This window comes from Streptomyces sp. NPDC005898 (assembly GCF_040629635.1).
Classification (GTDB): Bacteria; Actinomycetota; Actinomycetes; order Streptomycetales; family Streptomycetaceae; genus Streptomyces.
The window spans coordinates 175,989-196,207 of the sequence record NZ_JBEXWC010000002.1 but is presented as its reverse complement, the minus strand read 5'-3'; the positions used below and the strand labels follow the sequence as shown (position 1 = coordinate 196,207).

The window sequence follows — 20,219 nt, the reverse complement described above, 5'->3', positions numbered from 1 at the left end:
CGTGTGTCGGAATCGCGCGGGGGTGCCCCGGCTCGTGGGCCGCGGGGGCGACACGCGGCACCGGGTGAGCCGGTCCGGCCCGCCGCCTGCGCGTCAACCGGTGTTGCCGCCGTGGCAAACGAAGCCCGCGCACATCACTCGTCCGGGCGCACAACCCCCCGTGGTGATCGGCAGTTGATCCCACGTATGGGCACACCGCCCCTACGGCACACCCTCACAAGGAGCAGTACTCCATGTCGCGTACCACCAAGGCCCTTGCCCTGTCCGCCGTCGCCGCCGCCGCGGTGGCCGCGGGAGCGGGCGTCGCCACCGCCGACGCCGGTGCGCAGGGCGCCGCCACCCACTCGCCCGGCGTGCTCTCCGGCAACACCACCCAGGTGCCGGTCCACGTCCCCGTGAACTTCTGCGGCAACACCATCGACGTCATCGGTGTCCTGAACCCGGCGTTCGGCAACGTCTGCGTCAACCACTGACACGTCGTCCGACGGACGGCCGTCCCCGCGAAAGCGGGGGCGGCCGTTTTTCGTGCGCGGATCGCCGACAGGTGGCACATGCCCCGAACGGCGGCCGCGGCGCCCGCCGGCCGACCCTCCGTCACATCCCTTTCCCACCCGCGCCGGTGAGCCCCCCGCGCCCAGGTACGGGCGCCACGTGCCGCAGCGCTTCGGTTGCGGTCCGACTCGCTCGCTCCCACGGTGATCACAAGATCCGACGCAGCACCGAAAGGGACACCCATGCGCGCTCTGCCCGTACGGCGTATCGCGACCTCCGCTCTGTGCGCGACGCTGGTTCTCGGCACGGCCGGCCCCGCCCTCGCCCTTCCCGTTGACGGCACACCGCGCGACCAGACCTGGACCGCGCACCGTGCGCCCGCCCCGGCCCCGGAGACGATGCTGGCCCAGGCCAGGCAGCTCCATGACGCCGCCGGGGTCATCACTCCGACCACGGAACTGCTCACGGCGGTGCTCAAGGCCCCCGGCCACAAGCTCTCCCCCGAGGACGTCGAGAAGTACTACGAGGCCATGTGGCGGGCGGTGGAGGCCACCGGCGCGAAGGCCCCCGGGGCCCCGGCCGATCCCAAGGCGCCGGCCGACCCCAGGGCGAGCGCCCTGACCGCCCTCCAGAAGGCGAACACCACGCTGCTGGAGGCCACCGCGGCAGGTGACGTCGCGGCCGTCCGGACCCACGCCCCGGCCCTCGTCACCGGCATGGTCAACGTGGTCGCCGCCACCTTGGTCGTCGGGGGTCTGCCCACACCCGACCTGGCGGGCCTGTCACCGCTGCCGAACGCGCCCGGGGCCCAAGCCCCCCAGGGTCTGCCGCCCGCGACCCTGCCCCATTCCCCGGCGGTGCCCGGGACGCCGGCGCCCTGACCCGGCCCGCGGAGGCACGAAAGGCGGCGCTCTTCATTCGAGTGGGCTCGGGGGACGTTTGTGGACCTGGGGGTTTCCGGACCCGCCCGTGCTCGTTGGGTCCGGTGAAGTGGGACGCCAGGCAATCGGTGCCTGAACGGTGCCCCCGAAGGCGACACGAGTTGCCAAAGAAAGGAACATGATGAAGGCCATGAAGGCTGCTGCTGTCCTTGCCGGTTCGATCGCCATCGCCGGTTCCGCCGTGCCCGCGTTCGCCGGTGACCTGACGCCCACCAGCCTGACCGGAGAAGTCGAGTCCCTCGCCACCCAGCCCCTGCTCGATCCCGGGCCGAAGGACGCGAAGCTGATCGACACCGAGAAGGGCGCATCCGCCGTCAACACCGTCGCGGACGCCGCGGGTCGCCTGAACACCCGTGGCGGTCCCATGAAGCTCATCGGTGGCATTCCCGCCGGCCGGTAACGCGCCGGCTCTTTCCCTCCCCCGTCCGGCCCCCCGCGCCCGGGCGGCGCGAGGGCCGGCCACTTCTTCCACGGGCCGACCCTCGCGGGTGTCCGCACGCGTGCGCCACGCGCACGAGGAGTGAAGGCCAGTTCGACCGGCAGGCGTGGCCGGCCCGCTTCGCGTGACCCCATCGTGTGACGGCGGTCCCCGGATCGGCCACCTGGGTGACAACGGAGCCGGCCAGGCCCTCCGACGTCTATACGGTTCCCCCCATGACCTCAGCAGCCGGTGGACAGCACCCTTCCCGAGCAACCGACCGCGGAACGGGCCCCCGCCGATGAGCACCACCGACCTGCCGCGCCGCGTACCGAGCCAGGGAGCCGGGGCGCCCGGCGCGGCAGGCGCCACGCCCCCGGAAGGCACCCACCGCCCGGAGGGGGACCGGTGGTTCGGCCTGCTCCTGGTCCTCACCGGCGCGGCGGGTCTGGTGGCGGCGTGGGTGATCACGCTCGACAAGCTCAAGCTTCTCCAGGACCCGCACTACACACCGGGGTGCAGCCTGAACCCGGTGGTGGCGTGCGGCTCCATCATGAAGAGCGCGCAGGCGTCTGTGTTCGGCTTCCCCAACCCCTTGATCGGTCTGGTCGCCTACGCCGTCGTGACCGGTGCCGGGGTGGGCGTGCTCGCGGGAGCCCGCTTCCCGCGCTGGTACTGGCTGACGTTCAACGCGGGCGCAGGCCTCGGTGTCGCTTTCTGCACCTGGCTGCAATTCCAGTCCCTGTACCGCGTCAACGCGCTCTGCCTGTGGTGCTGTCTCGCCTGGACCGCCACCACTCTCCTGTTCTGGTACGTGACGTCACACACTGTGCGCCGCGGATTCCTGCCGGTCCCCCGCGGACCGCGCGTTTTCCTGCACGAGTTCCCGTGGGCCGCTCCCGTGCTGCACCTGGGCACCATCGGAATGCTCGTCCTCACGCGCTGGTGGGACTTCTGGACCAGCTGAGCCCCCTGAAAGGACGAGACCGGGACCATGTCACCCATGCTGAGCCGGGTAGCCCCGCTCCCCGGCCGGGTCGGCGACGCCCCTCGCCAGGACCCGCCCGCCGCGCCCGACGCGTCGCGGCTCATCGACCGTGTGCGGCGCCGTCATCTCCTCGCCGTCGCAGGCGCGGCGGTGCTCGCCGGCGCCGGGATCTTCCGGGCCGCACGGACGCCGGACGAGGCAAGCGCGCCCTCCGTGCCCGACGACCTGCCGTTCGAGGAGATGTACCGGGGCCGCCACATCCGGGGCGAGCCGGCGGCCCATACGGACGCACACGCCCCGGGCTGGCGGGTCACCGTGGACGGGCGGCCGCTCGGCCTGATGCGTCGGGCGGACGGCGGCTACCTCAGCACGCTGGACCACTTCGCGTCGTACGCGACACCACTCGCCGCCGCCCGAAGCGCCGTCGACGAACTGGGCCCCGTCCAGGCCCTGAGCGGCCGCGGCCACTGAGCCGTATGCCCCACCCCGCACCCGCCCCGCCTCGCACCGCAGAACGGACGGACATGGCCCACACGCGCAGGAACCAGAGCAGCCTCAGCCGGGCCGAGCGGCGCAGATTCGTCGACGCGCTGCTGAAGCTCAAGCGCCGCGGCCAGTACGACGAGTTCGTCCGCATGCACATCGACTACTACGTGGCGGACGGCGAGGAAGGGCTGCGGGTCGCCCACATGGCCCCCTCCTTCTTCCCCTGGCACCGCCGCTTCCTGCTCGAATTCGAACGGGCGCTGCAACGGATCGATCCGGGCGTCACCGTCCCGTACTGGGACTGGACGAAAGAGCGCGGTCCGGTCGCCTCGCTGTGGGGCGCGGACCTGATGGGCGGCACCGGGCGGCGGTCCGACCGACAGGTCATTACCGGCCCGTTCGCACGCCGGAACGGGCACTGGGTCGTCAAGGAGAGCATCACCGACGGCGACTTCCTCACCCGTGACCTCGGACGCCCCCACGATCCCGTCTCCCTGCCCACTGCCGGGGACGTCGCCCTGGCGATGGACGACCCCCGCTACGACGCACCGCCGTGGAACTCCCGCGCCCCCGAGGGCTTCCGCAACAAGCTGGAGGGCTGGACGCGGCCCGGGAGCAAGGTGCGGTGGCGCAACCACAACCGGGTGCACCGCTGGGTCGGCGGCCACATGCTGGGCGGAGCCTCCGTGAACGACCCGGTGTTCTGGCTCCACCACGCCTTCGTGGACCTGCTGTGGGACCGCTGGCGGCGCCGCCACCCCCGCTCGGCCCCCTACCTCCCCGCACGGCCCCCCGGGCCCCGCTCGTCCCAGTACCACCGCGTAGTGGCCCGCCATGAGCCGATGCCGCCGTGGGACGTCAGACCGGACGACCTCTTGGACCACGAACGCCTGTACCGGTACGGCGATTAGCGTGCCCGGGCCCGGCGCGGGGGAGCCCCCGGTGGATCGTCACCGGGGGCTCCGCCACGTGCCGTCAGGTCAGTTGCCGTAACCGTGGTGGTGGTGGTGCTCACCGTCGCTGTTCACGCACTTGTTGCCGAAGCTGGGGTTCAGCGCGCCGATGACGTTGATGGTGTTGCCGCAGAAGTTCACGGGAATGTGGATCGGGGCCTGGATCACATTGCCCGAGACCACACCCGGGGAATTGACGGCCGTGCCCTGCGCACCGGCGTCCGCCGAGGCGAGGCCGGCGCCCCCGAGCACGACGGCTCCGGTACCGAGGGTGAGAGCGGCAACCTTCGCGATGCGAGACATCACGTTCTCCTTTGACTGAGGGAAGACGACTGCGTCCGCGCAGCCGCGTGATCTCTAACGCCGGTTCTCCTGGCCGAGTCACGCGTACGGGCCCCTCTCATAGGACTCAAAGGAGCTGTACCCCTCGCCTGGCCAGGTAGCGGACCGGGTCGACGTCCGAGCCGTAGCCGCGGCGGACCCGTATCTCCAGGTGCAGGTGCGGGCCCGTGGCCCGGCCCGTCGCGCCGCTGCTCCCGACCCGGGTACCGGCGCCGATCGCGTCCCCCTGCTGGACCCGGATGGCGGAGAGGTGGGCGTAGACGGCGTAGTGGCCGTCCCGCATCCGCACCGTCACCGCGTTGCCGTACGCCCCCGACCGGCGCGCCAGCACCACCACACCCGCCCCGACGGCGTACACCGGCGTCCCGCGCGGCACCGCGAGGTCGATGCCCGTGTGGTGCCCGGCGAGCCAGTCGCCGCGGATGCCGTAGCGCGCGCTGACCCGGAAGTCGCGGCGCAGGGGCAGGGTGTACCGGCCACGGGGGGCCAGGGCTTCGGGGAACAGGGCCCGGTCGTCCTCCGGGGCGACGCGGGCGTCCGCCTCGGCCAGGTCCCGCTCGAACTCGGCGTCGTAGCCACCCGTACAGACGTCGTCCGATCGCGCGGTGGCGCGGTGCGCGGTCAGCGGGACCGCGCCGGCGGTCAGGATTCCCGCGGCGGTGAGGCGCAGGGCGCGGCGCCGCGAGGGAGGCGCGAGCGCGTCGGCCATGTCGTGGTCCATGCCCGACAGCTCACTAGCGGCGGGCCCGGCACGCATCCCGTGGCCGCCGGGACTACGCCAGGCGAAGGACACGGGGCACGCGCCGACGTGTCGCGTGAAGGACAGGCGCCGGCGCGTCACATGAAGGACATGCCGCCGCCGACCACGCAGGACCTGCCGTACTTCCAGTCGCACTCGACCTGGCCGCCGACGGAGCCGACCCGGGGGGCGGCGGGGCCGGTGGGCGCGGCCGCGGTGGGCACGCACACGAGCAGCGGCACCAGCACCGCGACCAGCGACAGAAACAGCCTGAGGTGAACCGACACGTCCGTTCTCCTCGTCATCGTCGTATCCCGAGACCCCTCGATCCTGCCCAGATGTCACTCATGATCGCTATTCCGTCACGGGTGGTGACGAAAACGCGGCGCTCGTCCGAGTGGGGGAGGCACCGCCCCGGGGCGGCGACACAGGGGCGTGGGTCGGCCGCCGGGCGGCGGGGGGCGCTTACGTTGGCGGCGTGAAGATCCATTGCGTCGGTGGGGGTCCCGCCTCCCTGTACCTGGCCATCCTCGCCAAGCTGCGCGATCCTGCCCACGAGATCACCGTCCACGAGAGACATCCGGCGGGCGCGAGCCACGGCTGGGGCGTGACGTTCTGGCCCGACCTCCTGGCGGAGCTCCGCGCCCAGGACCCCGTCTCCGCGCGGGCCGTCGAGGAGCAGTCGGTGTGCTGGCGCGGCGGCTTCGCGTACGTGGGCGACAGGACCGTGGCCCACGACGGCGACGTGGGCCACGCCATCGGACGCCACCACCTGCGGACCATCCTCGCGGACCGCGCCCGTGAGCTGGGCGTCCGCCTCGACTTCGGCACCGAGATCCGCGGCCGCGCCGACCTGCCCGACGCGGACCTCGTCGTCGCGGGCGACGGCGCCCACAGCAGGCTCCGCACGGAGAGCGCCGCCCACTTCGGCACCCGGGTGACGACCGGCGCCAACCGGTTCGTCTGGCTCGGCACGACCCGGGTGTTCACCGCGTTCACCTTCTCCTTCGTGGAGAGCGAGCACGGCTGGATCTGGTGCTACGCCTACGGCTACAGCTCCGGGCACAGCACCTGCGTGGTGGAGTGCTCCGCAGCGACCTGGAGCGGCCTCGGCCTCGACCGCCTCGACCACGGCGACGCCCTGCGCCTGCTGGAGAAGCTCTTCGCCAAGATGCTCGACGGGCACGCGCTGCTCGGCCGCACCGACATCGAGAGCCACGCCCAGTGGCAGGCCTTCCCCACCGTCACCAACGAGACGTGGTCGCACGGCAACCTCACCCTGATCGGGGACGCCGCGCACACCACGCACTACTCCATCGGAGCCGGCACCAGCCTCGCGCTGCGGGACGCCGTGTGCCTGGCCCGCGCGCTGGAGTCCACCGGTCCGGCCGAGCTGCCCGCCGCGCTCGCGCGCTACGAGCAGGAACGCAAGCAGGCCCTGCTCCCGGTGCAGAGCGCGGCCCGGCACAGCGCCCAGTGGTACGAGAACCTGCCCCGGTACATCGGCCTGGAGCCCCGGCGGATGTTCGCGCTGCTCGGCCAGCGCCACTCGCCGCTGCTGCCCTATGTGCCGCCGCAGCTCTACTACCACCTGGACCAGACCGTGGGCCGCCTCCCCTCCCTGCGCCGGCTCAAGCAGCGCCTCGGCCCCCGCCTGGCGCGGGCCCTGCAGAGCCGACGGCCACGGGGCTGACGCCGGACCCGGCGGGGCGGGGTGGGGTGCCTGCGCGTTCACCCGAATGGCCCTATCGGGGGCGGGGGGCGAGTGGGCGGCCGGATCGCGGCACGGACCGGGATGGCGCAGGAGCGCGGCGCGTTCTCCGTACGCTGCGTGACTCTTCGCCTTGCGCGGCGGACGTCGGGGGAGCGCGATGGACCTTGAGGCGTGCGTCGTTCCGTGGCGGATCGGTTCCTGCCCGTCGCACGCTCCAAGGGAGTGATCATCCATGACCCAGGGCGAGGCCTTCACCAACCCCGACGCGCTCAAGGGCCTGACAGCCTACGACCGGACCGGCGAAAAGATCGGCAGCATCGAACGGGTCTACCTCGACGACCGCAGCGGCCGTCCCGAGTGGGTGACCGTCAAGACCGGCCTCTTCGGCATGAAGGAGAGCTTCGTGCCGCTGACGGGGGCCCGGCTGCGCGGCGACGACCTGCACGTCACGGCCACCAAGGAGGCCGTGAAGGAGGCCCCGCGGGTGGACGCCGACCAGCACCTCGACCCTGGCCAGGAGCACGAGCTCTACGCCCACTACGGGCTGACCCGGCCCGGCACGGCGGCGACCGGCACCGGCACCGGCACGGCGGGCACCCGTGAGCACCCGCTCACCGGCGCGGCCGGCCTGGCCGGAGCGGGCGGCACCGGAGTGGGCGCGGGCGCCGGGCAGCGCGAGTACGCGACGCGCGCCGGGGCGGGCGACCGGTCCAAGGACCAGGAGATGGTGCGCTCCGAGGAGCGGCTGCGGGTCGGCACCGAGGAGGAGGAGGTCGGGCGCGCCCGGCTGCGGAAGGTCGTCGTGACCGAGGACGTCACGACGTCCGTGCCCCTCTCCCACGAGGAGGTCCGCGTCGTACGGGAGCCGATCCGCGAGGGCGACCGGGTGCGCGGCACCATCGGCGAGGCCGAGACGGAGGTGACCCTGCACTCCGAGCGGCCCGTCGTCAGCAAGGAGACCGTGCCGGTCGAGCGCGTGCACCTGGAGACGGAGAAGGTCACCGAGACCCGCGAGATCTCCGACACCGTCCGCAAGGAGCAGATCGAGTTCGACGACGCCACGGGTGAGCGCGGCATGAAGGGCAAGCGCGGCCTGAAGGGCGAGCGCGGGATGAAGGGCGAGCGCGGCGTCGAGGGCGAGGGCTGGCGCGAGGGGAAGCAAGGCCCGCGCCACTGACCGCGGCACCGCGATCCCGGCACCGAGCGGGTCACGGAGCAGGTCACAGAGCGGGTCACAGAGGGAAGCACTCATCTCCGGGTGCTTCCCTCTGCCGCTGTGCGCGGCCGGTGGCGCGTCCGGGGGCGGCCGCCTCGTCCTCCTGTGACCAACGGCATGGCGAAATGCCCCCTGAGGGGCGGTCCGGCTGCCCTAATTTGGAGGGATGTCCCCGCTCGCCCGCATCACCGCGTCGTACACCCCGCGGTTCGCGGAATTCGCCTTCGAGGCGGCGTTCACCGCCGCCGTCGACCAGCATGTGGCCCATCTGCGGGACCGCCTGGCGGCGGGCGGCCCGGGGCTGGTGCCGCGGGCTCCCGACCCCGAGGTGCTGGGCGACTACGCCCTCGGCTTCCTCGACGCGCTGGCCGAGTCGGACTGGCGCGAGCCGGTCGGCCACGACTACGCGGTGTGCCGCCTCACCGCCATTTCCTGGCTGGTGAGACGGCACGGTCTGCTCTGACGGTCCGTCCCCGAGGGGGCGGGTCCGGCTCAGAAGGGGTCGGTCGGCTCCCGGTCGCGTACCGGCTGGTTGGCCAGCGCGTCCTCCCGCCCGGCCTGGTAGGCGCCGGCGCTGGTGCGGGCCTTGGCGGTCTCCTGCTCGGCCGTGTGCAGCCAGCGCTCCCAGCGCTCCCGCATCGGCCCGATGAGGCCGCCGCCGACACCGACGATCAGGATTCCGGCGACGGAGGCGAGCACCGCGTACAGCACGGGCTGGGTGACGGCGGTGGCGATGCCGGCCTGGCCCAGCGCGGCGATCACGCCGAGCGCCACGATGCAGGCCCAGACCACCGTGCCGACCGTCTTGCCGTACGAGAGCGAGGCGAGGGCGTTGGTGACGATGTCCCGCACGAGGTTCGCCACGGCCATGGCGACCACGATCAGGACGACGGCGACGATGCCGCGCGGCAGCCAGGCGACGATGCCGTCGATCATGGCGCTGACCGGGTTCGGGCCGAAGACGCCGAAGCCGAGCTGGAGCGTGATCAGCAGCAGGGCCGCGTAGACCACCTTGCAGATGATCGCGGTCATGTCGTACTTGGAGCCGGCGAGCATCCGGGAGGCCCCGGCGCGCTCGGCGAGCTTCTCCGAGCCCAGCTTCCTCAGTACCCGGTCGAGCACCCGTGTGATCAGCTTCGAGACCATCCAGCCGATCGCCAGCACGACCAGGAACCCGATGAGCTTGGGCACGAACTGGGCGACCTTCGACCAGGCGTCGTCGAGACCCCGGGTGAAATTCACGGAAAGGGTTATGCCCTGGGACATGAGTGGTCCTCCACTCGCTGTGGCCCGCGCGCGGGTGGCGGCGGGCGTCCGGATCCCCACGAGCGGGGCTCTCGCAACGGCGCCCGCTCCTGCGTCCGTGTCTACCACCGGGTTGGATCACCGGCCGCTCGGGCCGAACCGAACGGATGACGGGCGGGGCGGGCCCCGGGCCGCCGCTTCGGGCCGCCGCCTCGGGCCTTGGTCAGCCGAGCGCGACGGCCAGGACCCCCGACACGACCGCGGCGGTCGCGGCGGACCACAGGACGACCAGCCCGCGCCCTCGCCACACGCCGGACCACAGCCGACGGACGGCCACGGAATCGTTTCTCCTTGCCGCGCGCATATGCGCGGAGGGCGCGAACGCGGCGGGAGACCCGTCAGACCTGTCCGACCCGTCGGACAGGTCTGACGCAGCGGATTTGTCGGCCTGCCGCAGTCGCGCGCACCACTCGCAGTGGTCGAGAGCCGCGTCCAGCTCGCCGGGCCAGGTCACCGCCCCGGGCCAGGCCACCGCGCGGGGCCAGGTCGCCGCGCCGCCCTGAGCGGTGGGCGTGGAAGTGTCGCGGGGGGAGTCGTCGAAAACCGCCATGCAGAGCCCAACGACGTACGAACGTCCCCCGGAACGCCCGAGTCAGCTTCCGCCCCCTGTTTTCACCCCCGGCGAGCGACGGCGGCCTCCGTGGTCGTGCCGGCCGCGCAGGACTGGACCGGGCGCACGTCCAGCACCGTCGCCCGGCGCAGACGCAGGATGCCCTCCGTCTCCGTACGGAGGGACAGGCGGCGGCGGTCGGCGCCGAGCAGCTCCCCGCACGCGACGCGGTCGGCGGTCCTGACCTCGACCAGATGCGTGGGGGCGGTCTCCGTGGTGGCCCAGGCGAGGACGAGCGCGCCCGCCACCAGGGAGACCCCGAGGACGCAGCAGAGGGACGCCCACCCCAGCGCCCGGGTGACCCGCGAGACCTCCCGCTCGGTCCAGCGCCGCAGCGACTGGCCGCCCAGGAGGATCTCGCCGCCCGGGACGCCGTGCGCCGCGCGGACGGCCAGCAGCGAGCCCACCACCAGGAGGACGAAGGCGGTCAGCAGCAGCCCGGTCGCCGTGTGGCGGGCCCAGGCCGGCAGGGCGGTCAGGCTGTCCTGCCCCTTCAGCAGGACGAGCACCGCGAGGAGCGCCGTCAGCCCGGTGAGGCCGGTGCGCCAGCCCTCGGCCTGTCTGCGCAGTTCCGGGAGGCGGGTGAACTCCAGGTCGCGGGCCAGTTCGGCCCAGCGCCGGTCGCGGTGCGCGGTCACCGGCCGAGCCGCCAGCTCGCCCCGCACCCTCGGTACGAGGTGTCCGCGGGGGACAGGGGGTGCGCGTGGCCGCACTCGCAGAAGTGCACCTCGTCGACGAGCGGGTCGGCCCCGGCCGCCGGCCTCGCGGCCGGGCCCGCCCCCAGCAGCCGGCGCAGTACGCCCTTTCCGCCCGTCCCCGGCATGCCCCAGGGGAACAGGGTCCGCGTACGGCCGTGGCAGCGCGGGCAGACCCCGGTGACGAGGACGCCCGCGTCGCCGGGCGCGGTACGCCGGCTGAACGAGGCGGCGTCGATCTCGCCGAGGTCCTCTTCGGCGTACGCCAGGGAGTGGTCGTGGGCGGGGGCGTTGGCGGCGGTGGGGCCGTGCGGCATCGTCATGGCGTTCTCGCAGTCATCGTGCGCCGTTTTCAGGGGCGTCGTTCTCGGGGGCGGCGGGGGACGGCTGGTCCTCGGGGTCGGTTGGATCGGCGGGGTCGGTGGGGCTGTCGGGGGCGTCGGGGTCGTCGGGGGGTGGCGGTTCGATGCCGAACAAGTCGGCGTACGTCGTCAGGCGGGCGCGCACCCAGGCGGGCGTCTCGCCGACCGCCGCCGCGCAGACGGCCAGCCGCTCCCGGTCGACGGGGCCGGCGAGGGCGGGCAGCCGGCCGTCGAGCCGCTCGGAGAGGATCGCCAGGTCCTGCCAGCGGGGCACGGTGTCCGGGACACCGGAGAACGCCGCGGCCGTGCCCTCCAGCGGCAGGTACGGGGCGAGCCGGCGCCAGGTGTCCCGTACGGGTTCGCCGAGCCGGCCCGCGAGGCTGACGAGGTCGAGCGGCACCAAGGGCGTCCCGGCCGCGGAGACGCGGTGCCCCGGGTCGACGACCGCCACGTCGTGCGGCCCGGGCACGCCGTCGGGGAGGGCGGCCACGGCCTCGGCGGACAGCTCCGGGACCAGGGCGCCGATGGCGCGCAGCGGGGCCAGCGCCTCGAAGGCGGCACGGACGCCGAGGTGGCGGGCGCGGGCGTAGGCGACCAGGTGCCGCGCGGTGAGGGGCGTCCAGACGGGGCTCTCGCACCACTCGTAGTCACTGTCCTCCTCCCAGCCGTACTCGACCAGGGCCGCGGTCTCGTCCGAGGTGGGGGAGAACTTCTTCAGCCCCTTGGGGAGGGCCGGCGCGATCAGTTCCGGGCCGAGCCCGAGGCGCTTCGCCTCCTGGCGGGCGGTCCGCCACAAGTACGAGAGTTTCTCGCGCAGTTGCTCACTCGCCACGAACAGCACGGCCGAGGTGGCCGGCACCGGGTAGTCGGCGGCGTCGAGGGCCGGGTCCATGCCCGAGAACGCGTACCGGCTCGGTGTCGGCAGGTCGTCCCACGCCTCCAGGAGGGGGGCGGCGTCGGGGGTGTCCACCCCGGCGGCCCGCAACTCGTCGGCGTACCAGGAGAGTTCGACGCGGGACATCTGGTGGGGCTGCACGTAGGCCAGGTCCCGCAGGGAGACACCGTCCTCCAGGCGTACGCCGGCGTCGTGCAGCCAGTGCGTCAGATCGCCGGCCTCGGGCGAGGGCACCTCGTGGCGTCCCGGCGCGCCCTTGCGGTACCGCCGCCGGTGGCGCAGGCCGAGGAGCCGTGCCTGCTCGGCGAGGATCCGCTCGGCTTTGCGCAGCGGCAGCTCGTGCTCCGCGGCGAGGGCGACGGTGGCGGCCCACGGGAGTGCCGCGCCGCCGTCGTCGTCCGCCACGACGTAGCGCCACAGGACGGGGAAGAGGTCGTCCGGCACGGCGGCCCAGCGGCTGGTCAGGACGGGGTCGGGGACGGGCCGCAGCCAGTCGAAGTCCGCCAGCCGCCGCCAGGCGTCGGCGGGGGCGCAGCCGATCCGCTCCGCCGCCGCCCGCACGTCCCACGGCGTCGTGGTGGGCCGCCAGCTGTGCTTGTCCACCTTGAGGTAGAGCAGGGCGAGGTCGTCGTCCGTGCAGACGTACTCCTGGTGATGGGCGGGGGCGCTGGGCGGTGCGGTGGCCAGGAACGGGGCGAACTTGGCGCACTCGTCCGCCAGTTCACCGAGCGCCCGGCGCCACTTGGCGGAGGTGCGCACGATGCCGCTGAGGTCGTCGGGCGCGTGCCGGTAGTAGATCTTCCGCCCGGAGTCCCGCGAGGCCGAGAGACGCCCCAGGACCGGGCCGGGGGAGGCGTCCATGGGATGGGGCTCGGGGCCGAGGAGACCGGCGACGATCTCCAGATCGAGGAAGCCCGGCCGCCATTCCAGGCCGTCGCCGGGGGGCGCGTGGGGGGCGTCCGCCGGGGGGCAGGGCGGGGGGTGCGGGGCGTACACGGCGGGGGCCGCCAGGCGGGGGTGGGCGATGCGCAGGCCCCGGGCCGCGCGTACCGCCTCCGACACGGTCATCTTGTGCACGTTGGCGAGCCGGACGGCATTGCGCCAGTCGCCGTGGACGCCGCTCGCGATGTCCGACCAGCCCGGACCCGGCACCGGGTGCCCTTCGAGGGACAGGGGGACCGCTTCACGCTGCGTCGTGGGGTGGGTGGGGGTGGCGGGGCCACCGGGGTTGCCGGTGCGGCCGGGGGCGCCGGGGCCGGCGGGGTCACCGAGACCGCTCGGTCCGCCGGGGCCGCCGGGTCCCCCCATGCCGCCAGGGCCGCCGGGTCCACCCATGCCGCCAGGGCCGCCGGGGCCGGCGGGTCCACCCATGCCGCCAGGGCCGCCGGGGTCGCCGGGACCCCTCGCGCCGCCAGGTCCACTGAACCCGCCGAGCCCGCCGCCGGACCCCAGGACCGCGTTGCGCCAGGGCCGGACCGCCCCCTTCACCCAGTCGTCCTCGTACCGTCCCGGAACGCGTCCGCCCAGGAACGCGTCCAGCTTGAACCAGCCGACCTCGTCGAGATCGACCGTACGGCCGAAGTCGGCCAGGGCCCGGACCCCCTTCCCCCGCCACTCCTGCCACAGGATGCGGGCGATCGCGGGGTTCCTGGACTCCATGCTGCGCAGCCAGGGCAGGCTCAGCCCGGGACTCGCGGCGAGGGCGGCCGCGCCCCGCCGGATCTGCCGGTACTTCCACCGGAAGTCGTAGTCCTCCAGCTTGTTCCGGTTCACGCTGAGCCTGCCCGCGTGCGCGCCCGTCAGATTGAGCACGTACCCGAAGGTGCGCTGGTCGCTGACGATGCCGTCGCACACGATCGCGCCGTCGTCCGGAACCCACCACAGGACTCCCGGCACCGCTTCGAGCGCCGACTCCGCACCGACCTCGAACGCGCCCCCGCCCGCCTGGAGCGACCGCGGCGCCCAGACATGCGTCTGCCGCTCCTCGTCACCGCCCCCGCCCCCGCTCCTGCCCTCCACCTCAAGCCTGAACTCGCTGTACAGGACGAGGGACTTCAGGGCGGCGAGGCACGCGTCGCCGCTCAGCGCACCGGGCTCGCGAAGATGGAGACGTACGCGGGTACCGCCCTCCGGAAGGACGGCGCCCTCGCGTTCGTCGGCCTCCTGGACCCGGAACAGGCTGCCGCTCACCGGGATGTCCACGCGCAGGGCCCGTCGGGCGGGGCGTCCGTCGGGGCCGACCGGCCGGGTGACGACGGTCATCTCGTCGGCGAGCATGAAGTAGCTGAACACCCCGATGCCGAAACGGCTGTTGGGGTAGAGACGCAGGGCCCGGTCATGACGTAGCCAGGCGGCCTGCTCGCGCCGGAAGGCGTGGGATTGGTCGAACCGGCGCCCCGCCCGGGTGAAGGTGTTCCTGAGCTGGTCGACGGTCATGCCGACGCCGTTGTCGAGACACTCGACGTAGCGCCCGCGCTCGTCCCGGCCGGTGCTGATGCGGATGTGACCGGCCCAGGGCCTCGGCTCCTTGCCGCAGCCGCGCAGATAGCGGACCCGCATCTCCCGGTAGCGGCAGGCGTCCAGGGCGTTCTGGTACAACTCCCGCAGCGCCAGGGACCGTTTGCCGTCGTAGAGCTGCTCGCCCATGAGCAGTCGGCGGATCTCCGTCTGCGCGAGGGAGAAGTGCGCGAGCGGTATGTCGTACGCGCTGAAGCCGTCGACCTCGTCCGGACGCAGCCGGTGGTCGGTCAGCCGGGCGGGCACGCTCCGCAGCAGCGCGGCGTCGTCGGCCGGCAGCCGCGCCGCCGCTTCCTTGAGCGCGTGCCCGAACTCGTCCGCGTCCTCGACCACCGAGGCGAGCGCGGCGTGGATGGAGGGGTGCGGGCAGACGGCGTCGAGGTGCAGGTACGCGGGGGCCGCACCGTCCCGTTCGAGATCCCACGTGGCGTCCCGGAAGACGGTGATCACGTCGCGCGGCACGACCGGATCGGAGACGGCGAGATGCTCGGCGAGGACCTCGGGCAGCCGCCGGGCATCGAGGGCGAGCAGCCCGGCCAGGCGCAACAGCGCGGCGAGGGGACGTACGCGCAGGCGCTGCGGACTCTTGCACATCGCCTGCCCGGCAGGGGAGTTCGGGGACGCGGGGAGGACATGGCGGTCCGGGAGCGCGAGCCGTTGCTCGTCGGGCGGCGCGCCGAGCGCGAGACCGGCGGCGATGGTCCGCAGGGCGAGAGACAACTGGCCGGCGCGGCCGCTGAGCGGGGACGGAGCCGAGGCTCGCCGGCCCGCACCGTCCTGACCGGCCCCCTCGCCGGTGGGCACGCCCGACCCGGACGGCGCCACCTGAGGCTGGAGCAGCCGGGTGACGAACGCGTCCGCCCAGGCCGCGGGCACGGCCTCCTCGTCGGTGGCGAACCGCTCGCCGATCCAGCGGTGCACGAGCCAGAGCATGACGGCGTTGCGCTCGTCCGAGGGGCCGGTCCGCCACCAGTGCCAGCCCCCGAGCTTCTCGGTGACCTGGGGGTGCTGCTCGGCGATCTGCTCGTAGTGCCGCCGCTGGGCGTCCGCGTCGGACCGGCGGTCGGTGCGGTGCGGGTGGAGCTCCGCGGCCTGGCTCAGCCGCTCGGCCCAGGCCGCCTCGTGCAGCAGTACGCCCGCGATCAGCGCAGCGACCTCCAGCGCGGACAGCTCGGCGCCCTTCGGGAGCACCATCGGGAGCCGGTCACGCAACAGTCGTACGGGAAAGTCGTCGTCGGCCCACGGGTCGGGCAGCCGCTCCTGGGCGCGATGCACATGGCGGGCCACGTCCCCGGCGAGGGCGCCCAGGCAGTCCTGGAGCCGGGCGACGGTCTCCGCGTCGCCCGCCGGCACGTGCTGCCAGAGCGCCGGCGTCCGCACGGCCTCCCGCCAGGTCTCCAGCAGCCGCCGGCCCTGGGCGACCTGCCGGCCACGGCACTCGGCCTCCAGGTCGCTGCCGTACCGGACGAGGACCCGCTGCGGCTCGGCCCGGGCCCGCCGGGCCAGCGTCCGGGCCTCGCGCCGGGCCACTTCGTACACCTGCTCCACCGTGGTGGCCTCGGTCAGCGGGTCGAAGGCGTGCGCGAGGGCCAGCGAGAAGAAGCTGCCCGTGTCGGCGAAGCCGCTGCGTTCGCCGGGGGCGCACCCGGTCATCATCGCGAAGCGGGCGTTCGGCGGGCCCGCGACGACCCGACTGCCGAACGCCGTGTCCCCGCCGTCTCCGCCGTCTCCGCCGTCTCCGCCGTCTCCGCCGTCCCTGCCGTCCCTGCCGTCCCTGCCGTCCCCGCCACCCGCGGCCGAGCGACAGGCGTCGATGAGCCACAGCACGGTGTCGGCACGGCACCGGCCCAGGTACTTGCTGATGTCGGCGCCGAGCAGCGACTCACGGACGTGCGGCTGGTCCCAGCGGTCGGCGGGGGCACGGGTGGGGATGCTGGCGGCTGCGGCGGCTTGGGCGGTTTCGGCGGTTTCGGTGGGGGCATCGGCGGCGGGCCCGGCGGCTCCGGTGAGGGCATCGGTGGTGGCCCCGGCGGGCCCGGCGTCCCCGGTAGGGGCATCGGCGGCGGGGGCTCGGGCGTCGGCGGGCACCAGGTAGTCGGTGTCGCCGATGCGTACGCCGTGCCCGGTGAAGTAGAGGAGCAGGGTGCTGCCCGGGGGCGCCTCGGCGGACAGGGCGGTGATGCGTTCGGTGATGGCGTTGCGCGTCGGGTCCCGCAGCACTTCCACCGCGTAGTCACTGCCGCGGAGCGCGGCGCTCATGGCCCGCAGATCGGCGTCGACGGCGGCGGAGAGCGGCCGCAGGTACTGCTCGACGCCGGGGCTCTCCCCCACCCCGATCAACAGCGCCTTCCGCACGACGCGCTCCATCCGCCCTCCCCCGGGCCCTGGGCCACCCACCGCCTCAAGGCCACAAGGGCCACGTGGGCCACATGATTTCACCCCGCCCGGCGCCCGCCGCCCGCCCGTGGCGGAAAGCGGGAGGGCCGGTACGGAAACAGCGAGGGCCGGTACTGGAATCAGTACCGGCCCTCGCTGCTGCTGTTCCGATCAGACGGCCACGGCGGCCACGGCGGCCACGGCGGGCACAGGGGCCACAGGGGCCACGGAGGCGCCCAGCATGGCGGACGCCCGCTGGAGCGGGCTGAGGACGGCCGAGGGGACGACGGCCGGCACGCGGACGGGAGGCGCGGCACGGCAGGTGAAACCGAGCTGCGCCATGGACCGGAGCACCTCGCCCGCGCTGAAGTCGCGGGGGTCCTGGCGGGTGATGACCCGGCCGACCTGCTTGACGGGGTAGTGGCGCCGCCCGATGATCACGGACTGCCCGGTGACGGGTTCGGGCTTGACGCCCTTCATCGTCTCGAGCACGCCACTCTTGGTCAGGTCGAACGGGAAACGAGCGATGACACAGCGCATGGGACCTCGCAGGGAGAGGGTGGCGACGATGAGTTGTTTCAGACGGCGAGGGCGTCGGCAGCCCTGAGGGCACCGACAGCCCCAAGGGCCCCGAGGGCACCGATGTCGCGCAGGCGGACCCGATCCGTGTACCCGGAAGCGGACCGGACGGCGGTGAGCCCCACCCACGTAACGACGTCCGTACGCTTGCCGTCCTCGTCGCAGACGACGAGGCGGCTGACGCGAGCGCCGGCCATGACGCACAGGGCGTCCTCGACGGTCATGTCGGCCCAGACCCGCGGCTCGGCCTCCTCCGCGGTGTCGTCCTGCGAGGTGAGCACGGACCCGGCGTTCATGGGGCGGACCAGCGTCTGAACCAGCGTCAAGGGTGCTCCTACGGAGAGGGGACGGCTTCGGGGGACGAGAGCTACGCGGCGGTCACGGCCGCGGCGGCCACGGCGACCGGCGCGTCACCGGCGCTCCGCTGCTGCTGTACGTGCGCACGCCGCGCCGCCGAGATGGGACGGCGACGGCCACGGGCGGCACCGGCACGCTTGGGGCGCTGGGTCACCGGCGCGGTGATGACGACCGGGATCCCCGAGGGGGCCTGGGCGCCGGTGATGCGGTGCAGCTCCTGCTCGCCGGAGCGGACCTGGGTGATCTGCGGGCTGATCCCGGCGTCCGACATGAGGCGGACCATGCCGCGACGCTGGTTCGGGGTGACCAGCGTGACGACGCTGCCGGACTCGCCGGCGCGGGCGGTGCGGCCGCCGCGGTGGAGGTAGTCCTTGTGGTCGGTCGGCGGGTCGACGTTGACGACGAGGTCGAGGTTGTCGACGTGGATGCCGCGGGCGGCGACATTCGTGGCGACGAGCACCGTGACGTGCCCGGACTTGAACTGCGTCAGGGTGCGGGTGCGCTGGGGCTGCGACTTCCCGCCGTGCAGCGCGGCGGCCCGTACGCCGCTGTTGAGCAGGTCCTGGGTGAGCCGGTCGACGGCGTGCTTGGTGTCCAGGAACATGATCACGCGGCCGTCGCGGGCGGCGATCTCGGTGGTGGCCGTGTGCTTGTCGGCACCGTGGACGTGCAGGACGTGGTGCTCCATCGTCGTGACGGCGCCGGCCGAGGGGTCGACGGAGTGGACGACGGGGTCCGTCAGGTAGCGGCGCACGAGCAGGTCGACGTTGCGGTCCAGGGTGGCGGAGAAGAGCATCCGCTGGCCCTCGGGACGTACCTGGTCGAGCAGCTCGGTGACCTGCGGCATGAAGCCCATGTCGGCCATCTGGTCGGCCTCGTCCAGGACGGTGATGCCGACCTGGTTCAGCCGGCAGTCGCCGCGGTCGATGAGGTCCTTCAGCCGGCCCGGAGTGGCGACGACGACCTCGGCCCCGCCGCGCAGCGCGGCGACCTGCTTGCCGATCGACATCCCGCCGACGACGGTGGTCATCCGCAGCCGCATGGAACGGGCGTACGGGGTGAGCGCGTCGGTCACCTGCTGCGCGAGCTCACGGGTGGGTACGAGGATCAGCCCGAGCGGCTGGTGGGGCTCGGCGCGCTGGCCCACCGTACGGGCGAGCAGGGCGAGGCCGAAGGCGAGGGTCTTGCCGGAGCCGGTGCGGCCGCGGCCGAGCACGTCACGGCCGGCGAGGGAGTTCGGCAGCGTCGCGCCCTGGATCGGGAACGGGACGGCCACCCCCTGCCTGGCGAGCTCGGCGAGGAGCGGGCCCGGCATGCCCAGGTCGGCGAAGTCCTCCACGGCGGGAAGAGCCGGGGTGATGGTCTTGGGGAGAGCGAACTCACCCTGCACGGCGGCGGGCCGACGGCTGTGACCACTGCCACTACGGGGGCGGGCGAAACGGTCGTTCGAACGTGTGCGGTTCATGCGGGGAACCTTCCTCGATGCGGCGCATATCAAGGAATTCCCGCAGCGATGAGCAGCGCAGAGAATCACAAGAATGGACCGAAGAAAAAACAGAGACTAAAACCCGAACTGAAACCCAAACCCAAACCCAGACGCGAGCCGAAACCGGAGCCGAATCAAAGACCGGAAGTCGGAATCAAACTGACCGCTGATGCCGCTGATCGCTCGGGCAGACGCAGGGCGCGGAGGGGATGACGAGTTACGGGTTCGGTGGGGCGGGGGAGGGGGGCTTGGAAAGCCCGCACCCATCCCCGCGCACGGGTGCGGCCGGTAGGGCGGCCGCACCGTCACCAGGGGCGGACCCCAGGACGTGCGGGAAATGCATGCAGCTGGGGCCCGCACCCCGAAGGATGCGGGCCCCAGCTGCAAGTGTGCGCGTACGCGTCAGGCGGGAACGATGTTCTCGGCCGTCGGGCCCTTCTGGCCCTGCGCGATGTCGAAGCTCACCTTCTGGCCTTCGAGCAGCTCGCGGAAGCCCTGGGCGGCGATGTTCGAGTAGTGGGCGAAGACGTCGGCGCCGCCGCCGTCCTGCTCGATGAAGCCGAAGCCCTTTTCCGCGTTGAACCACTTCACAGTGCCAGTAGCCATGTCAATCTCCTTTGGGGCAGTACATCGGGATCCGCGCTGCGCGGACACCGTGTCGCCGCGATGATTACCCCGCCGGAAAAGACCGGTCATACAAAAGCGCCCCGATCGCAGTATTCGACCAGGAGCACTTGAAGTTTTTCGG

At 73.3% G+C, this 20,219-nt stretch carries 20 protein-coding genes; 9 read left to right on the top strand and 11 right to left on the bottom strand.

Annotated elements, in window-relative coordinates; genetic code table 11:
• Positions 1 to 233: 233 nt before the first annotated feature.
• The 6 genes from ABZ385_RS03585 to ABZ385_RS03560 all read left to right on the top strand — a co-directional run bounded on the left by ABZ385_RS03585 (position 234) and on the right by ABZ385_RS03560 (position 4,236).
• A complete protein-coding gene (locus ABZ385_RS03585) occupies positions 234 to 473 on the top strand; it encodes a chaplin (protein WP_358582836.1) in 240 nt (79 codons plus the stop codon).
• Between the two features lie 261 nt (positions 474 to 734).
• On the top strand, positions 735 to 1,373 hold the full coding sequence (locus tag ABZ385_RS03580) for a hypothetical protein (protein WP_358582838.1): 639 nt from the start codon (positions 735 to 737) through the stop codon (positions 1,371 to 1,373).
• Positions 1,374 to 1,563: 190 nt separating this feature from the next.
• Complete coding sequence (locus ABZ385_RS03575) at positions 1,564 to 1,833, top strand: hypothetical protein (protein ID WP_358582841.1); 270 nt, start codon at positions 1,564 to 1,566, stop codon at positions 1,831 to 1,833.
• A gap of 319 nt (positions 1,834 to 2,152) precedes the next feature.
• Positions 2,153 to 2,818 (top strand): vitamin K epoxide reductase family protein, encoded by a 666-nt coding sequence (locus tag ABZ385_RS03570; RefSeq protein WP_358909507.1) that lies wholly within the window; start codon positions 2,153 to 2,155, stop codon positions 2,816 to 2,818.
• Between the two features lie 36 nt (positions 2,819 to 2,854).
• The gene (locus ABZ385_RS03565; RefSeq protein ID WP_358582847.1) at positions 2,855 to 3,310 is read left to right on the top strand and encodes a tyrosinase family oxidase copper chaperone; all 456 of its coding nucleotides are present in this window, start codon (positions 2,855 to 2,857) and stop codon (positions 3,308 to 3,310) included.
• 53 nt (positions 3,311 to 3,363) lie between these two features.
• On the top strand, positions 3,364 to 4,236 hold the full coding sequence (locus ABZ385_RS03560) for a tyrosinase family protein (protein ID WP_358582850.1): 873 nt from the start codon (positions 3,364 to 3,366) through the stop codon (positions 4,234 to 4,236).
• A gap of 69 nt (positions 4,237 to 4,305) precedes the next feature.
• Here ABZ385_RS03560 and ABZ385_RS03555 read toward each other — a convergent pair whose 3' ends face one another.
• The 3 genes from ABZ385_RS03555 to ABZ385_RS03545 all read right to left on the bottom strand — a co-directional run bounded on the left by ABZ385_RS03555 (position 4,306) and on the right by ABZ385_RS03545 (position 5,646).
• Positions 4,306 to 4,581 carry a chaplin gene (locus ABZ385_RS03555; protein ID WP_358582853.1) on the bottom strand — a complete coding sequence of 92 codons (276 nt, stop codon included), beginning with the start codon at positions 4,579 to 4,581 and terminating at the stop codon, positions 4,306 to 4,308.
• A gap of 106 nt (positions 4,582 to 4,687) precedes the next feature.
• Positions 4,688 to 5,341, bottom strand: a complete 654-nt coding sequence (locus tag ABZ385_RS03550) for a M23 family metallopeptidase (protein ID WP_358909505.1) — start codon at positions 5,339 to 5,341, stop codon at positions 4,688 to 4,690.
• 116 nt (positions 5,342 to 5,457) lie between these two features.
• The gene (locus ABZ385_RS03545; RefSeq protein WP_358582858.1) at positions 5,458 to 5,646 is read right to left on the bottom strand and encodes a hypothetical protein; all 189 of its coding nucleotides are present in this window, start codon (positions 5,644 to 5,646) and stop codon (positions 5,458 to 5,460) included.
• 191 nt (positions 5,647 to 5,837) lie between these two features.
• Here ABZ385_RS03545 and ABZ385_RS03540 point away from each other — a divergent pair, with 191 nt between their 5' ends.
• From ABZ385_RS03540 to ABZ385_RS03530, 3 genes are all read left to right on the top strand, one after another.
• Positions 5,838 to 7,052, top strand: coding sequence for an FAD-dependent monooxygenase (locus ABZ385_RS03540; RefSeq protein WP_358909503.1), 1,215 nt, complete (start codon positions 5,838 to 5,840; stop codon positions 7,050 to 7,052).
• Between the two features lie 253 nt (positions 7,053 to 7,305).
• Complete coding sequence (locus ABZ385_RS03535; protein WP_358909501.1) at positions 7,306 to 8,250, top strand: DUF2382 domain-containing protein; 945 nt, start codon at positions 7,306 to 7,308, stop codon at positions 8,248 to 8,250.
• Between the two features lie 205 nt (positions 8,251 to 8,455).
• Positions 8,456 to 8,752: a DUF6401 family natural product biosynthesis protein gene (locus tag ABZ385_RS03530; protein ID WP_358700073.1), complete on the top strand. Its 297-nt coding sequence runs from the start codon at positions 8,456 to 8,458 to the stop codon at positions 8,750 to 8,752.
• A gap of 29 nt (positions 8,753 to 8,781) precedes the next feature.
• Here ABZ385_RS03530 and ABZ385_RS03525 read toward each other — a convergent pair whose 3' ends face one another.
• The 8 genes from ABZ385_RS03525 to ABZ385_RS03490 form a co-directional block, all read right to left on the bottom strand.
• A complete protein-coding gene (locus ABZ385_RS03525; protein WP_358582866.1) occupies positions 8,782 to 9,555 on the bottom strand; it encodes a hypothetical protein in 774 nt (257 codons plus the stop codon).
• 651 nt (positions 9,556 to 10,206) lie between these two features.
• Positions 10,207 to 10,842: a hypothetical protein gene (locus ABZ385_RS03520; RefSeq protein ID WP_358909499.1), complete on the bottom strand. Its 636-nt coding sequence runs from the start codon at positions 10,840 to 10,842 to the stop codon at positions 10,207 to 10,209.
• Complete coding sequence (locus tag ABZ385_RS03515) at positions 10,839 to 11,222, bottom strand: hypothetical protein (protein ID WP_358582870.1); 384 nt, start codon at positions 11,220 to 11,222, stop codon at positions 10,839 to 10,841. The genes ABZ385_RS03520 and ABZ385_RS03515 overlap by 4 nt, the downstream gene beginning before the upstream one ends.
• Positions 11,223 to 11,235: 13 nt before the next feature.
• Positions 11,236 to 17,040: a caspase family protein gene (locus ABZ385_RS03510; protein ID WP_358909497.1), complete on the bottom strand. Its 5,805-nt coding sequence runs from the start codon at positions 17,038 to 17,040 to the stop codon at positions 11,236 to 11,238.
• A 180-nt stretch (positions 17,041 to 17,220) separates the two neighbouring features.
• Entirely contained in the window at positions 17,221 to 17,589 is a 369-nt protein-coding gene (locus tag ABZ385_RS03505) for an SCO5918 family protein (RefSeq protein ID WP_358909496.1), read from the bottom strand.
• A 38-nt stretch (positions 17,590 to 17,627) separates the two neighbouring features.
• A complete protein-coding gene (locus ABZ385_RS03500) occupies positions 17,628 to 17,954 on the bottom strand; it encodes a CBS domain-containing protein (protein ID WP_358584492.1) in 327 nt (108 codons plus the stop codon).
• 41 nt (positions 17,955 to 17,995) lie between these two features.
• On the bottom strand, positions 17,996 to 19,450 hold the full coding sequence (locus ABZ385_RS03495; RefSeq protein ID WP_358909494.1) for a DEAD/DEAH box helicase: 1,455 nt from the start codon (positions 19,448 to 19,450) through the stop codon (positions 17,996 to 17,998).
• A 423-nt stretch (positions 19,451 to 19,873) separates the two neighbouring features.
• The gene (locus ABZ385_RS03490; RefSeq protein WP_004986771.1) at positions 19,874 to 20,077 is read right to left on the bottom strand and encodes a cold-shock protein; all 204 of its coding nucleotides are present in this window, start codon (positions 20,075 to 20,077) and stop codon (positions 19,874 to 19,876) included.
• Positions 20,078 to 20,219 lie beyond the last annotated feature (142 nt).